The sequence below is a fragment of the Fluviicola chungangensis genome, assembly GCF_007558725.1.
GTDB classification, from domain to species: domain Bacteria; phylum Bacteroidota; class Bacteroidia; order Flavobacteriales_D; family Crocinitomicaceae; genus Fluviicola; species Fluviicola chungangensis.
In genome coordinates this window covers 89,934-105,664 of the sequence record NZ_VLPL01000004.1, presented here as the reverse complement: position 1 = coordinate 105,664, position 15,731 = coordinate 89,934, and the positions used below count along the sequence as shown (strand labels likewise).

At 42.3% G+C, this 15,731-nt stretch carries 13 protein-coding genes and 1 tRNA gene; 5 read left to right on the top strand and 9 right to left on the bottom strand.

Annotated elements, in window-relative coordinates; all coding sequences use genetic code 11:
• Positions 1-2: 2 nt before the first annotated feature.
• The 4 genes from FO442_RS09365 (at position 3) to rlmD (ending at position 4,136) form a co-directional block, all read left to right on the top strand.
• Positions 3-1,409, top strand: coding sequence for a bifunctional UDP-3-O-[3-hydroxymyristoyl] N-acetylglucosamine deacetylase/3-hydroxyacyl-ACP dehydratase (locus FO442_RS09365; RefSeq protein ID WP_144332911.1), 1,407 nt, complete (start codon positions 3-5; stop codon positions 1,407-1,409).
• Positions 1,406-2,182: an acyl-ACP--UDP-N-acetylglucosamine O-acyltransferase gene (lpxA, locus tag FO442_RS09360; protein WP_144332910.1), complete on the top strand. Its 777-nt coding sequence runs from the start codon at positions 1,406-1,408 to the stop codon at positions 2,180-2,182. The genes FO442_RS09365 and lpxA overlap by 4 nt, the downstream gene beginning before the upstream one ends.
• A gap of 62 nt (positions 2,183-2,244) precedes the next feature.
• Complete coding sequence (locus FO442_RS09355) at positions 2,245-2,664, top strand: RrF2 family transcriptional regulator (protein ID WP_144332909.1); 420 nt, start codon at positions 2,245-2,247, stop codon at positions 2,662-2,664.
• Positions 2,665-2,702: 38 nt separating this feature from the next.
• The gene (gene rlmD / locus FO442_RS09350) at positions 2,703-4,136 is read left to right on the top strand and encodes a 23S rRNA (uracil(1939)-C(5))-methyltransferase RlmD (protein WP_144332908.1); all 1,434 of its coding nucleotides are present in this window, start codon (positions 2,703-2,705) and stop codon (positions 4,134-4,136) included.
• A 26-nt stretch (positions 4,137-4,162) separates the two neighbouring features.
• Here rlmD and FO442_RS09345 read toward each other — a convergent pair whose 3' ends face one another.
• The 6 genes from FO442_RS09345 to FO442_RS09320 all read right to left on the bottom strand — a co-directional run bounded on the left by FO442_RS09345 (position 4,163) and on the right by FO442_RS09320 (position 11,859).
• Positions 4,163-6,679 (bottom strand): cation-translocating P-type ATPase, encoded by a 2,517-nt coding sequence (locus FO442_RS09345; protein ID WP_144332907.1) that lies wholly within the window; start codon positions 6,677-6,679, stop codon positions 4,163-4,165.
• 146 nt (positions 6,680-6,825) lie between these two features.
• Entirely contained in the window at positions 6,826-7,581 is a 756-nt protein-coding gene (locus tag FO442_RS09340) for a DUF1295 domain-containing protein (protein WP_144332906.1), read from the bottom strand.
• A 1-nt stretch (position 7,582) separates the two neighbouring features.
• The gene (locus tag FO442_RS09335; protein WP_144332905.1) at positions 7,583-8,554 is read right to left on the bottom strand and encodes an NAD-dependent epimerase/dehydratase family protein; all 972 of its coding nucleotides are present in this window, start codon (positions 8,552-8,554) and stop codon (positions 7,583-7,585) included.
• On the bottom strand, positions 8,554-9,945 hold the full coding sequence (locus tag FO442_RS09330; protein ID WP_144332904.1) for a sugar transferase: 1,392 nt from the start codon (positions 9,943-9,945) through the stop codon (positions 8,554-8,556). Before FO442_RS09330 ends, FO442_RS09335 begins: the two co-directional genes overlap by 1 nt.
• A 14-nt stretch (positions 9,946-9,959) precedes the next feature.
• Complete coding sequence (locus FO442_RS09325) at positions 9,960-10,826, bottom strand: ARID/BRIGHT DNA-binding domain-containing protein (protein ID WP_144332903.1); 867 nt, start codon at positions 10,824-10,826, stop codon at positions 9,960-9,962.
• Between the two features lie 34 nt (positions 10,827-10,860).
• On the bottom strand, positions 10,861-11,859 hold the full coding sequence (locus tag FO442_RS09320) for a Gfo/Idh/MocA family protein (RefSeq protein ID WP_144333198.1): 999 nt from the start codon (positions 11,857-11,859) through the stop codon (positions 10,861-10,863).
• Between the two features lie 187 nt (positions 11,860-12,046).
• On the opposite strand from FO442_RS09320, the gene FO442_RS09315 reads away from it, so the two are divergent.
• A tRNA-His gene (locus FO442_RS09315) sits at positions 12,047-12,122 on the top strand.
• An 87-nt stretch (positions 12,123-12,209) separates the two neighbouring features.
• Here FO442_RS09315 and FO442_RS09310 read toward each other — a convergent pair.
• From FO442_RS09310 to FO442_RS09300, 3 genes are all read right to left on the bottom strand, one after another.
• Positions 12,210-12,746 carry a type 1 glutamine amidotransferase domain-containing protein gene (locus tag FO442_RS09310; protein ID WP_144332902.1) on the bottom strand — a complete coding sequence of 179 codons (537 nt, stop codon included), beginning with the start codon at positions 12,744-12,746 and terminating at the stop codon, positions 12,210-12,212.
• Positions 12,747-12,847: 101 nt separating this feature from the next.
• Positions 12,848-14,920, bottom strand: a complete 2,073-nt coding sequence (locus tag FO442_RS09305) for a ComEA family DNA-binding protein (protein ID WP_144332901.1) — start codon at positions 14,918-14,920, stop codon at positions 12,848-12,850.
• On the bottom strand, positions 14,907-15,731 hold the full coding sequence (locus FO442_RS09300) for a hypothetical protein (protein ID WP_144332900.1): 825 nt from the start codon (positions 15,729-15,731) through the stop codon (positions 14,907-14,909). Before FO442_RS09300 ends, FO442_RS09305 begins: the two co-directional genes overlap by 14 nt.

Here is a 15,731-nt window from a genome sequence, read left to right as displayed (position 1 = left end):
TTATGTCGGACAAACAATTTACCCTTAAAGAAAAAATCACGTTCAATGGTGTTGGTTTACATACCGGAGAAGCAGTTGTGATGGAAATTCACCCTGCTGCTGAAAATCACGGATATAAATTTCAACGGTTGGATGTAGATGGTCAACCGATTATTAAAGCAGACGCAGATTTAGTGGTTTCTACCGAGCGCGGAACAACGCTGGAGTCAAACGGTGCCAAAGTTTACACAACGGAACATGTGTTGGCAGCATTGTATGGAATGGAAGTGGATAATGCCCTGATTACACTGACCGGGCCGGAAATTCCGATCATGGACGGGTCGTCTCTTCCTTTTGTGAGAGAAATTCAGCGGGTTGGAAGAACGGAGCAAAATGCCGAGCGTTTGTATTTCGAACTGACAGAAAATATCAAGTGGGAAGACGCTGAAAAAGGAATTGAGTTTTTGGCTGTTCCGGATAAAAATTACCGCTTGACGGTGATGGTCGATTATAATTCTCCTGCTCTGGGAACGCAACATGCCCACATGTACCATTTGGGTGAATTTGAAAAAGATATTGCAGCGTGCAGAACATTCTGTTTCCTGGGAGAGTTGGAATTCCTGGCTAAGAATAACCTGATCAAAGGTGGAAGCCTGGACAATGCCATTGTCTTGGTTGAAAGAAACGATGTGAAAGAAGAGGAATTGGACCGCCTGGCGAAATTACTCGGAAAGGATAAGTTGAAAGTGAATTACGACGGGATCGGTGTTTTGAACAGCTTGAAATTGCAGTTCGAAAATGAACCGGCACGTCATAAATTATTGGATATTGTTGGTGATTTGGCTCTAGTCGGCCGTTTTATTAAAGGACATATTTTGGCGGCACGTCCGGGACATTCCGGAAACACACGTTTTGCTAAAGTCTTGAAAGAAGAGATTAAAAAACAGGAAAAAGGAGGTAAAAGCTTTGACCTGGAGCGTGAACCGCTATACAACATCAACGATATTGAACGCATGTTGCCTCACCGCTATCCGTTTTTATTGGTCGACAAGATCATGGAGATTACGGAAGATAAAATTATTGGTGTGAAAAATGTAACGATGAACGAACCGATGTTCCAGGGACATTTCCCCGGAAATCCGATTTTCCCGGGAGTGCTTCAAATTGAAGCAACTGCACAGTGCGGAGGTATTTTTGCATTAAGTAAAGTAGAAGATCCGCATTTGTATTCCACCTACTTCATGAAGATAGATAATGTGAAATTCAAACAAAAAGTTATCCCGGGGGACACCTTAGTATTTGAATTAACCTTAATTTCACCTATCAGACGTGGATTGGTTCATATGCAGGGAAATGCCTATGTAAACGGGAAGCACGTTATGGAAGCTGAAATGCTTGCACAAGTCATTAAAGATAAAGCAGAAGTATGATTAGTCCACTAGCACAGGTTTCTCCGAAAGCAACATTAGGAGAAGGGGTAACAATAGAAGCATTCAGTACGATTTACGATGATGTTGTCATTGGGGCAGGAACGAAAATCCATCCGAATGTAACCATTTATCCGGGCGCTAGAATCGGGGAGAATTGCGAAATTTATCCCGGTGCTGTCATTGCGGTAATTCCTCAGGATTTAAAATTTGACGGAGAATACACCACTGTAGAGATTGGTGACAGAACCGTAATCAGAGAATGTGTGACGATTCATCGCGGCACAAAAGACATGTGGAAAACAACCGTTGGAAAGGATTGTTTGTTGATGACTTATGTGCATATTGCTCACGATTGTCAGATAGGAAATAATGTGATTATGGCGAGCTATTCCGGTTTGTCAGGACATTGCGTGGTAGGTGATTATGCCATTTTGGAAGGACGATGCGGATCTCAGCAATTCATTCATGTAGGTGCACATTCGTTTATTGCCGGTGGATCGTTGATTCGTAAAAATGTTCCGCCGTATGTCAAATGCGCTCGCGAACCGCTGACGTATGCAGGAATCAATTCCGTTGGACTCAGACGACGCGGATATACAGACGAACAGGTGCGTGAAATAGAAGACATTTACCGCATTATTTTTGTTCAAAACAATCATGTGACGAAATCATTGGATATTGTGAAAGAATCCATTCCGGATTCTCCGATCAGAAGAGAGATTTTATCATTTATTGAAGCGTCGGACAAAGGGGTGATTAAAGGGTTGATATAACCTTGACAAACGGTTTGCACTTTTTTCGAATTTAATTGTAAATTAGCCCAATACAGTGTTTGATGTTATCAAAGAAGACAAAATACGCATTACACGCCTTGACCTATTTGGCCAAGAAGAATGCCAATGAGCCAACTTTGATCCTGGAAATTGCAGAAAACAGCCGTATTCCGCGAAAGTTTTTAGAATCTATTTTGCTTGACTTGAAAAAGCAGGGGATTTTAAACTCGAAAATGGGAAAGGGAGGAGGTTACTTCTTAAGACAAACACCTTCCGAGATTCAAATATCCACGATCATTCGTCTTTTCAATGGACCGATTGCACTCTTGCCTTGCGTTAGTTTGAATTACTACCAGCGCTGTGACGAATGTACGGATGAAAAAACGTGCGGATTGAATAAAGTGTTTATCGATGTCAGAAACGAAACACTGCGTATTTTAGAAAACAAATCAATTCAGGATATTGTCAATCAGGAATTGTAACACCGGTCAACTGCGACTGGATAGAACAAACAATCAAAGTGGTACATAGAAATCAAGTTATTGAAGTGAAGATCGATGATTTTGCATTTGGCGGTCAGGGTCTTGCGCGCATGAAATCGGAAGAGGGTGATTTTATTCTCTTCGTGGAAAATACCTTTCCCGGGCAATTTGTAAGAGCGCGGGTTGACAAGAAAAGAAAGCGTCATGCTGAATGTAAGTTGTTGGAAGTCCTGGAACGCTCACCTTTGGAAAAAGCATTGCCTTACCAGGAAATTTCAGGTGCGCCTTACTTGTTTGTACCGATTGAAATTCAACAGGAATACAAAAAGAAATCTACCCTGGATGTGTACCGTAAAATCGGTCGGATTCCCGATCCGGGAGCTTTGTTCGATCAATTTATCTCCTCCCCGGAAGTGTTCTTCTACCGCAATAAAATGGAATACAGTTTCTCTTCCATTGAACATGTGCCGGAGACGGGAGAAGAAATTGATGATGCGTTTGCGCTGGGCTTTAAAAGAAGAGGAACCTGGTGGAAAGTAGAAAATCTGAATAAACCAAGTGGATTATTTGATGAACAGTGGGAAACCATTCTTCCCGAATTCAGGGATTTATTGAAGTCATTCGGACTTTCTGCATGGCATCCTCCGAGAAAGGAAGGTTTTTTCCGTCACATTGTAGTCCGTAAATCTTTCGATCAGGACCAATTGCTGTTGCATATCGTTACGAGCTCTGTCGGGATTAAAAAGTTTGACACGAAAAAAGTAGTGGAATTCCTGAAAGAGAAACTGGGAAATCGATTAGCAGGGATCTGGCATACGATCAACGACAATGTAGCAGATCGTGCAAAAATTGAAAATGGGACGAGTACCTTGTTGTTCGGAGAATCTGTAGTCGTTGAAAAGATGCTCGGACTGTCCTTTGAGATCAGTATGGAAAGTTTCTTCCAGACCAACCCGAAGAGCGCAGAGCGTTTATATACCAAAGCCATTGATTATGTCTGTGACCATGCAAAAGACGGAGGCGTAATCATGGATTTATTTTGCGGAACCGGAACGATCGGTCAGTTGGTGGCGCAACGTGTAAATGCGGGAGAAATCATCGGTGTGGATATCGTGGAAGAAGCCATTGAAGATGCCAAACGCAATGCCAAACGCAACAAGTTGGAACACTTACATTTTTTCGCCGCTGATGTGGGGAAATTCCTTTCGCTCCATCCGGAATATTTGAATCGCATCGATACGATCGTATTGGATCCGCCAAGAGCGGGAATCGCACCTAAAACCCTGCAAAAAGTAATGGCTCTGGGAGCTTCTCACCTGGTATACATTTCCTGTAATCCTTCCACTCAGGCACGTGATACGGAAACTTTGGAGCAAGGCGGCTACAAACTGACAAAATTGTCTTTAGTGGACCAATTCCCGCATACCAGTCACATTGAGGCGATCGCTGTTTATGAGAAGTTGAACCGGTAACCGGTTATTGAAACTGCCCGAATGTATTACGCATGGAATGCTTTCGCAGGCCTTCTTCTCTTGATCCATTTCACAGCTTCAAACCAAATCACGGAAACGAATCCGGTGCCAGCAGAGATGAATAGTTGGCCAACATTCGGGACTTCGAATTCGAAGAAGTGGTTTAATGGCTGGACAAAAAGCAGTAAGCCCATCAACAGCACCGTTACCCCGATGATATATCCCACCAACCGGTTCCGGTATTTCAGCGTGGTCCAAATCGAATAATAGAAGGAACGATTAATCAGCGTCAGGAAGATATTGGCAATCACTAAATCCGTAAATACCATCGTCCGGGTTAATTCCTCATCATAGTGATTATAAACAGCATATTGATAGATAAAAAGAATGCCTGATGTAATAACCAGTCCCTGGATAATGCTTACCAGGAGTTCACTCCAGTTAAAGAAAGTAGTAGAGAGCGCTTTTGGCTTTTGAAACATTAAATTCTTTTCCAGGGGTTCATTCTCATAAATGATGGAACACGTGGGGCCCATAATTAGTTCCAAAAAAATGACATGGATCGGTGAAAAAATATTCGGATAAATCCAGCCTAAGGCCAATGGAATGAATACGATTAAAATAATTGGGATATGGATGGAAATAATGTATTGAATGGCCTTTTTTAAATTGGCATAAATTTTTCGTCCCATAGCAATGGCATCAACCATTTTGGATAAATCATCTTCCAATAGAACCAGGGACGCAGCATCTTTGGCAATTTCAGTTCCTTTTTTACCCATTGCGATCCCGATATGCGCGGCTTTGAGTGCAGGTCCGTCATTCACACCATCTCCTGTCATTGCCACTATTTGTTGTTTTGTTTTTAATGCATGAATGATTTTTAATTTCGCGTCGGGAAACATCCGGGTAAAAATGGCTGTCTCCATAACGCAATCATTCAATTCTTCGTCGCTTAATTCCATGAGCTGATTACCGTTCATGGTTTTCTCATATCCCAGGAAATGAATTTGCCTGGCAATGGCAGCAGTCGTTTCTGCATTGTCTCCGGTGATGATTTTTACCTGGATTCCTGCGTCGTAGAAAGATTTCAGAACTTGTTCTATGTTCTTCTTCGGTGGATCATAAAACGCAACAAGTCCCTTAAACTTAAAAACGAATTCTTCCTGGTTTGAAGGAAAATCTGTTCCTGAAAAATCGGAGAGACCAACTCCCAGTATGCGGTAGCCATCCTTTGCAATAGTCTGTGCTACTTCAATGACTTCCCTTTGTTCCGCCTGGGTAAGTGAAGAGACCTTCATCAGGGTTTCTACCGCTCCTTTGGCGGCCACAATTCGGTTTCCCTGATCGTCTTCGAAAACGTGCGTCATCATGGGAGGTTTTCCTCCTAAGGGATATTCATGGACCAGTTTGAAATGAGGTCTTTGATCTTTCACTACCTGATTTTCATAAGCTTGATGCAGGGCAATTTCCATCGGGTCAAACGGAATGGGTTCACTTGCCCACATTCCAATTGCAACCAGGTCTTTTTCTTCTGATGTTGAAACCTCGTCCAACGTAGAAAGAGTCTTCGTAGAGAATACATATAACTTGGCCAGGCTCATTTTATTCTCCGTAATCGTTCCGGTTTTATCGGTGCAAATAACAGTTGCGCTACCCAGTGTTTCAACTGTTTTCATTTGTTTTACAACGATCCCCATTTTCATCAAACGCCATGCTCCAAGTGCCATAAACGTTGTGAAGGCAACTGGGATTTCCTCGGGCAAAATACTCATTGCCAAAGTCAGTGATTGCAATAAACTCGTTAACAGATCATGTGAACCGATGAAATTGATTGTCCAAACGATCAGAAAGACAAGCCCTCCGGCGATGGCCATTTTCTTTACAAAATTGGTAATCTGAATTTCTAAGGGTGTTTTTTCTTCGCTAATATCTTCGATGCTTTTTCCAATTTTACCTAACCTGGTTTCATTGCCAATGGCAGTGATGGTGACGATAGCTAATCCTGTCGTCACAATGGTACCGCTGTAAATGAAGGAATCCTGCGATTTTTCATCCTTGAAGACAGCAAGTGATTCTCCGGTTAGAATTGATTCATTCACAGAGAAATCATTTGATTGGACAATCTTTCCATCTGCTACAATCAAGTTTCCTTCTTCTACTATCAGACTGTCTCCAACAACAACTTCTTCACTTTTAATTTTTTGTGTTTTTCCGTTTCGAATGACGGTGCACGTAGGCTGAGAAAAATCTTTGAGTTTGTCTAATGCATTTTTACTCCGGGAATACTGGTAAATAGAAATAAATGCCTGGAACAAAATGGCAGAGGAAAGGAAAATTCCATCTCCGATTTTCCCGCTAATGAAATAAATAGAAGCCGCAACAAAGAGCAAAATAATCATCGGCTCTTTTGCTATTCGAAGGATGTTGGCGAGTAGATCATTTTCTTTTTGAGCCTTCAGTTGATTGGAACCGAATCGGGCTCTGGCCTGAATAACTTCGTCGGTACTTAATCCTTTAATAGTGAACATTCCGTTTCCCATAGGTGAATTTGAATAGTGTCAAGATAATGATAAAAAGAGGTGGATAATCTGTTTAGTTTACATCTTTTGAAAATAATCTTCCGGTCGATACAACCTGCTGTGAAGCGATCGATGAGGTGGCGGATTGCAAGTTTACACTGAAAAGGTTAGCATATAAACGGAATTACCGCTTTCCGGTCTTTCGGATAATCCGGAAAGGTGTGTTTATACCACTTGTGGTTGGCAAGTGCCCGGGGAAATAAATTGCAGAAGGTAAAGAATGCAAAGCAACATGCGGGAAGGTTCCAGCACAGGATTGCAAAACCGATCCATTCAACAAGTTCACCACCTAAATTCGGAGCCGAAATGTATTTAAAAGGTCCGCCGTGCGGAATTTTATATCCGTCGCCCGGATGTTTTCTCAAGCCGATCAAAATGGTGTCTGAATAGATATTGGTAAACATTCCGAATACAAACAGGGCTCCTCCGACAATGAATTGCCAGGAAGTAAACCAATCCATCGTATAAGAGGAGAAGTGAGACAGGTAATAGCCGATCAGGAATCCGTTTGCCAGGTTGTGAAGCATGGCCATTCCGACAATGCTCACCGGAATTTGTTTGCCTTTGGTTCGCGTTCTGAACGGATAAATAAAACTTCTGTTTACATAGTGTGCGGTAAACAGTCCGACGATTGTCCAGTCGACTGCGGACAGTTGTTTTGGGCCCGAAAGAATGAAAAAATACAATACGACCAGGACAAAACTTTCCATGATTACCCAGCCCCAGCGGTTCGACATCAGCGGGCCCCAGTTGGAATTGGTAAATTTCCCGTACGGAGCGTCTTTGAATTGGAGTCCCAAAAAGGCAATAATTCCCACACCGATCCAGGCATAGCAGAAGTAGTAAAATGTTTCTTGTGTCATATCAGTGATTCTCGCGATGCCAAGATAATAAATCTTTCATCGTTTCATCAACCGGACGTGGATTATGTCCCAAATCTTTTTTTGCCTTTTCGGAATCAATGTGCTTATTACCGAATTCCAGAATCTCAATACTTTCCCTGGTAACCGAAGGGTCTTGTTTCATGAGCCTGTAATAGACTTTTATGAAAGGCAGAAATGATTTCACCAGCCCGATTGGGATTTCAAAACACGGAATGCGTTTACCGGAAACTTTAGCAACGACACGTGATAAATCTTTTAAGGTGTAATACCTTCCGCCGAGGATATACGATTCTCCCAGTTGCCCTTGTGTTAATGCGTTGCAGATGGAGTTTGCAATATCGCGAACATCGACCCAGTCGTAACCGCCTTTGAATACAAAAGGGATACGCCTTTTTGCCATGGAAATGAAGGCACTGTTTTGTTTACATCTGGCGTAGTTCGGAGGACCAAACACGCATGTTGGATTTACGATAATGACCGGTAAACCGGATTCAAAATACTTTCGGGCGATTAATTGTCCGTCGCGCTTGCTTTTGTCATAAGAATAGGCCGAATCGGGAACGAAAGGGCGTGTCTCATTCATGGGTTCATCTATCGGAAGATGATTGTATGCGTGTACGGAAGAGAGATGGACAATGCGTTTCAGCTTGCTTTCTTTTGCTGTCTTCAATATATTTTCCACTCCGTTGACATTGATATTCTGCACTTGTCCGTGGGGATCTCCGGTAATAGAAATAATCGCTGCACAATGAATCAGGTAATCACAGTCTTTCATCAATTCTCTTAAGGAATTTTCATCCTCAATTGACCCTTTTACAATAGCGATGTTGCGGCTTTCCAGAAAATCGCTTTTAGAATGAGCCAATGCTTTGATTGAGTAGTTGCGGCGAATCAGTTCTTCAATGATGGCATTTCCGATATGGCCGTTTCCACCGGTAATTGCGACCTTCATTATTTCCCTTTTGCTTTTACAATGATCAGCACGGTATGCATCAAAATTTTCAGATCAAGAGCAATGGACCTGTTTCTGAGATAAAGCAGGTCAAACTTCATGCGCTGAATCATTTGGTCTACGTTTTCCGCATAGCCGTATTTGACTTGTCCCCAGGAAGTGATTCCCGGTCTTACCTTTGTTAATTCGAGAAATTGAGGTTCTCTTACTTTGATCTGATCAATAAAAAATTGTCTTTCCGGGCGTGGACCAACCAAAGACATATCACCTTTAAGGACATTGAAGAACTGAGGGAATTCATCCAGGCGCGCTTTGCGCATGAATTTCCCAATAGGTGTAATACGCGGATCATCCGTACTGGAAAGTTGCGGTCCTGCTTTTTCGGCGTCAACGTACATAGTGCGGAATTTGATGATCTTAAAAGGTTTTCCGTTTAAACCGATTCGCTCCTGGAAAAAAAGAATGGGGCCCGGCGAGGAAATTTTTACAGCAATGGTAAGAAAAATATAAACCGGGATCAGCAGGACAATTGCAATAATGGAAAAGAAAATATCGAACAGGCGTTTTGCCACACGCTGCCAGTAGGGCATGACCTCGGCATTAACCTCCATCAAAAGCGCACCGAAAATATTGTTTAATTTTACCGAACCCGATAAGATATCGTACATATCCGGGAGTACTTTGATCACAATGTTTTCCCCGTTAATGCGCGAAATGATATTTTTCAAACGCTCGTGTTCGGTACTTTCCAGTGCAATGATGATTTCCTCGATGTGATTGTCCGCAATGATTTGTTCCAGTTGGTCCACGTGACCTAAGTAGGGCATTTTATTTTCCAACAGTTTGTCAATTCCATTCAGGTTCACAAATCCGACGAATTGGTTTCCACCTCCTTTTTCGATTCCTTCGATTTCCTGGTAGATCGCAACTGCCTTTTCAGAACCTCCGATCAGCAATGTTTTAAAACCGTCTTTTCGCAGATGAATCCTTCTCACGAGAATACTGGTAATGACCAGCCTGGAAAAGAATGTAAACCCGAAATGAAGCAGGGCCAGGGTTAAAAGCGAACGGTAGTAATTGAAGTAGGAGTTTACATCGTCGTCGATTAGCAAGGCGAAAAAGAGCACAATTGACCCGAAAATTGTTGCAAATGCAGTATAGGAAAGAATTTTTAAGCGATACAATCGTCTGACATCCTGGTAAGTTCCCTGAAGGGTGTAGAATAAGAGCCAAAGTGCAGGAATAATAACGATCCCGTAATAGAACGTTTCATTGAAGGAAAAAGCCTCGTGTTCGATGTTTGTTTTTCGGTAGTAATAAAACAAAGCCCACGATAAAGCAGCCGCTAAAAAATCACTTGCAATAAATAAACCTCTAAACAATTTTTGCATTCCAACTAATGATTCTAGAAGTGTACCACTTTAATATTATCAATAAAGACTTCACTGGAGTTTAACCCGGTATTCAAAAGTACTTTCAGATATTGTTTGTATGCGTAACCATTTGGGGTATTGGATACGACATCTTTCAGGTCAATATAAATCTTTTTCCATTTGACATCCGATGTCTGTCTTGAAACAGTAAATCCGCCATGATCAGCTGTTCCACCGCCAACCTGCATTTCGATCATTCCCGTCATGATCGTATTGGTGTTTTTATAATCGAATTCCAGGTAAACTTCCGCACCGCTTTTAGGTAATGTGAGCTGATCCATTACACCGATCCACAGGGAATCTGTTGTGTTTAATGAAAGGTGTCCATAGTTTCCCCACGGGCCGACAGCACTGTTGCTTTCAACTTCGAGGTTTAAATTAGGACTGGAATACGTTTGGTCTTTGACGATAGATATCGAACTGCTTTCAAAGTCTTCAATGGTGAATTTGGTGTTTGAAAAGTATCGGGTAGTCGGATCAAAACTATAGGTTTCACCCTCTGTAAGCTGAAGTGTTGTTTCAAAGGGTTCTGCAAAGGGATAAATCTTTTTTGTGGAAGCAAGTCCGTTGTTCTTCATTGCAGGATACAAGGTGATTTTGCAAGTGCCCGAAGTAAGTACCGGAATTTTGCAGGGAACCTCGAATACACCGATAACTTTTCCATCGATGTATACCCACACATCACTGAAGTTATGAGTTAACACGCCAGGAGAAGGATTGGAATTCGGATTGGAATTAAGAGTCCAGGTATTGATTTCAAGCCAAACCGGCAAAGGGTTATTCTTAACGCAACTTGACAACCCAAAGGAAAGCAGAACAAAAAAGTATAAATATTTCATAGATAAGCCTATGTGAAGCTAACGCAAATTTACGTTAATTATTGTCGAAAACCGAGAGATGTGCGGATTTCAATTTGTCAATAATCTGATAAGCTACATCCAGTGCCCGGCAGGCATCATCGATTGAAACGACAACCGGCTGATTATGAACAATGGAATTGTAAAAAGAGCGTAATTCTTCCTGGATGGCATTGGTCTTTTTAATCTCTGGTTTCAATGCGGAAAAATTGACGTCATCATTGAGCTGGAAGCTGAAAAAGCCGGGAGTTTCTTCATCTTTCGGAGTGATCATGATCTGATCAACGGATTGGTTCAAGAAATCGATGACGAGGTAGCCGGTTTTTTGAAAAATACGTGTTTTTCGCATATTGTTCAGGGACATCCGGGAAGCCGTCAGGTTGGCGACACATCCGTTATCAAACTCAATGCGAACGGAAGTAATGTCCGGTGTCCGGCTCACTACACTTACACCGCTTGCGGAAATTCTCCGGATAGATGAGTTTACACAACTTAAAACGATATCCAGATCGTGGATCATTAAATCCAAAATAACCGAAACATCTGTTCCGCGCGGATTGTACTGTGCCAACCGGTGGATCTCAAAAAACATCGGTTTGACAATTAGGGGTTCTGCGGCCCGGAAAGCAGGATTGAAGCGTTCCACATGTCCGACTTGTGCGATGACACCGGCTTCCCTGGAAAGATCCAGTAAGATCTTGGCCTGTTCAGTGGTTTCTGCAACCGGTTTTTCGATAAAAACATGTTTGCTTGAACGCAATGCTTTGTAAGCAATATCATAATGGTGCAGGGTGGGAGCAACCACGTCAACACAATCGGCTGCATCAATCAGCGCCTGCATATCATCCCATCGCTTAATATGATATTCGGCCGTTGTTTTTTCGGCGGATTCATCCGATGGATCATAAAAACCAATTAATTCGAACAGATCGGACAGTTCAAGAAGCAAGCGGATATGAATTCTGCCTAAATGCCCTGCTCCAAAAACACCGATCTTAAGTTTCTGCTCACCCATGTCACAAATGTAAGGATTCGCCAAAACGAATCCGGGAGGATGGATTTGTGTTATCAACAACGCATGTTTAGTTGAGAAAATAACTCCGGAATCGATTCATTCTCTGACGAATACTGGGATTGCGAAAAAAAAATCAATTTCCGTATAGGAATTTTAATAGAAATGCTTATTTTTGCGCCCACTTAATGGAGGTTGTAGCTCAGCTGGTTAGAGCGCCGGATTGTGGTTCCGGAGGTCGCGGGTTCGAACCCCGTCTTCCTCCCTCAAAACAGAAAAGAGTGTGAAAAGCGAGAGCGGACACACTCTTTTTGTTTTTATTCAACACTCATTCCATTTACATAGCTTGCTTCTCATTCATGAATCCCTTCCCTGAATTCTTCAACCATCTTTCGGTTGAATGCCGGTAAATCCTGCGGTGAACGGCTTGTAACCAATCCATTATCGACTACTACTTCTTCATCCAACCAGGTTGCCCCGGCATTTTGCAGATCAATTTTTACCGATTCGAAAGAAGTCATTTCACGTCCTGAAACCACCCCCGCGCTAATTAATACCTGTGGACCGTGACAAATGGCAGCGACCGGTTTTTTTTCATCAAAAAAAGTTTTCACAAAATTCAAGACCTTGTTTTCTCTTCTCAGTTTATCCGGGTTGATGACGCCCCCGGGAATTACTAATCCGTCATATTCTGAAGCTTTCACATCGTCTATAATATTGTCAACCGGATATTCCTTTCCCCAGTCACTTTTAGACCAGGCTTTGATCGTACCGCTTTTCAAACTTACAATTTCTGCCTGCCAGCCTTGCTTTTCAATGGCCTCTTTCGGCGATTGCAACTCGCTTTCCTCAAATCCGTCTGTAGCCAAAATGGCAATTCTTTTGTTCATAATGCTCTTTTTTAATATTGTTCCTATAAGTTACGAGCATGCGGTCAACATACAAATTGCTTGCTGTTAAAGTGTGGTAAAGGATGTTAAATCTGTTGTTTTTAAAAACTCACTCTCAGCTGCACCGTAATATCTGATTTCTTCGAGCCCTTAATTTCTTCTGCTCCGGAGCTGATCACTTTTTTATTTGAGTATAAATATGTTCCATAACGGAGCCACAAATCGCAATGCCGTAAAAAGGAGAACCGGATCAAGGCATAGGCGCGTGATCCCTGGTAGTAATAAGCAGGAATAGAGAATACATACAATGCATTATTTTCAAACGTGTAAATGCGTGTGTCGTAACTGTCTGTGTCGAACAGGGCATAACGCAGCGTTAGATCAATTGGTAATTTCTTCGGTTTGAATAACAAATCCTGGGTAAAGATCCAGCCATCCTCGGCTGAATTGCTTTTTCGATGGATTGTTACGTATTCAATTCTGCTTTTTAGAGTGAAACTTTCAAGTACCTTATAAGACATGTTTAAGCGGTAATTGTTCTGAACGACGTCTTCAATCCCAGTAATGCTTCCGTCCGTATCTCTTGAGTTCTTTTGTCTGACCTGTTGCCTGAAACGGGCATACAATTCAAAGACTTTATTTGGTTTATAGGTCGGTTGAACTAAAAACTCATATCCTTTGGAAGGCGCGTCAACCCCGTATTTCAGCCAGGGAAATTTGAAGAAATCAATATAGGAACTGACGGACCAGGCCGATGCCAATTTTACCTTTATACCGGAGAATAGTCCGCTTTCATTCTGTGTGTTGCTCCCTTCCGAAAATCCGTTATTGTAGAACGAATAATATCCTTTGGAATAATTCCTGTAAATGACCGAAACGGAAACGCTCGGGTCTAAAATAGCCATCAAACCATGAAGCTGGGCAAATGATTTGGAATGTGTACTGTAAGAAACTTCTCCGAAAAAGTTGAAGTTCCGAAGAACGAAGTTGTAATCGCCGCTGATGGCTGTGGTGTTTTTGCCTCTAAATGCATAGAGATTATAGGGAATGGTATCTTTTTGAAGCGGTTGGTTGTATTGTTGGTTTACGACCGCAATTCCGGCATTGAAACGGGTGGAATTGTAACTCAGGTAATTCCCGATAACCTGCTCGCTGAGCTTGTTTTTTTTGGCGATTTCACTGTTGGTGCGATGCAGGCCAGAAAGATCTATGGTGGTCACAAATTCCAGATCGTCCGTTAAAGAATCATTGATCCCCGAACCGTCTATTTTCTTGTTGCTGTAAAAAGTGAGCAGGTTCCATTTTTTATACCCGATGATTGCAGCTCCTCCGCGAAAGAAACGGTTTTCGTCTACAGAAGTATAAGGTCTGAGCAAATTTGCGGCTTTTTTGGAGGAAAAGATATCTGCACTTTTACCAAAAGCATACCCACTCCAGGTATTCAATCCCTGCCCAATTTGAATTTGATAATCACCTGCCGCAACCGCGCGCACGTATTTTCCCCCTTTATAAAAGGCATGAAAGGAATAATAATCGAAACCATTTTTCTGAGATCCCTTGAAAAACTCTTCACCCGGATCCTTTTCAGCGGTAAATCCCAGGCTGATATTGGTTCGGTAAGTATACCTAAAGCGTGTGTAGTACTTATCTGCATTTCCATGATAGTATCCATTGGAATTGTTTAAGATGGAATCGGAAACCGGTGTATATCCCTTTTTTCGTTCGGGAGTTCGCTGGTAACGTGTATACCATTCGATCTTTCCGTTTTTAACAGCATCCCTGAATGTAATGTGCATATTTTCCAGGCGATCATCTACCTTCACGAAGGGAAGGACTAAAGAAATCGTGCTTAAATCCCAATATTTCAATGACTGCAATTCATAGATGCTGATGAATTTCCCGAATCGCTCGACATGCAGAAGTACATCGGTGATTTGAACTTCTGTCAGTAAACCTAAGGAACGCAGCTCATCCGGACTGGTATTGTTCAAATTGATGGGGTTGTCGTAGAAATAATTCAGCTGGTCGAAAATATTGGTCAGATCGAGCTCTTCCGATTCGGACTGTTCTGCAATAAATTCAACTCGCTGCTGGATAATTTCGTTTCGTTCCTGTCCGAATAAGAAAGAACAGGTACTGATGAAAAAAAGAAGGAAAAGACTACTTTTTCTCATGTTCTTTGAATTGGTAGTTTAGACCAAAATTGGGGGACCATCCGAGTGTCTGATGGTATTTTGATCCGAGGTCGATCGAAAAGCCGGAGACTCTGTAGCCAAATCCCAGGGCAAATTCCATTGGTGCGCTTTGGGCTCCGAAACGAATGTAAAGCGCCTGTACCGGTTGGTATTCCACAGCTCCTTTAAAGGAAATTTTAGTAATGACTTGTTTCTCCACTTCTGCAAAAATGGATACTTTCTTCGATGGCCGGTATTGGAATCCTCCGCGCATAACGGTTGCAAATCGGTCAGTGGTCGGGTTAACATGCTGTCTTCCAATATTCATCACGGAGACACCAACGCTCCATTTTTCCGATATTTTAGCGAGGATACCTGCTTCAACTGTTCCGCTGATTGTGGAACCGTAATTTCCCCCCAGACGCAGGGCCTGGATATTTCCTTGTATCCCAACCTGCAGGAAGTCGGTGAACTTCATACTGTAACCCAATCCTGCACGTGTATTGCGGTATTGCTGGTATCCGAAAAACTGTCCCCCGGCAGAGATTACCCCGACTTTTAAAGGAATTGCAACAGCCAAGGCTTGTGTTTGGAGTTCTTTGGTTAAAAAACGCGTTTCGTAATAAGCCCCTATCGAAATGGTCCTGATGGAAGCTGTAGCTCCCGGATTGTGGTGATAAGCCCAAACATCATCGAGACATACACTGGTATTTGCAAGTGAGACCGCCCTTGAACCAACAGGATTCCATCCTTGTCCGAAAGAGAAAAGGAAAGCATGTGTGAATAATAGTAGTAGTAAAAGTCTTATCAT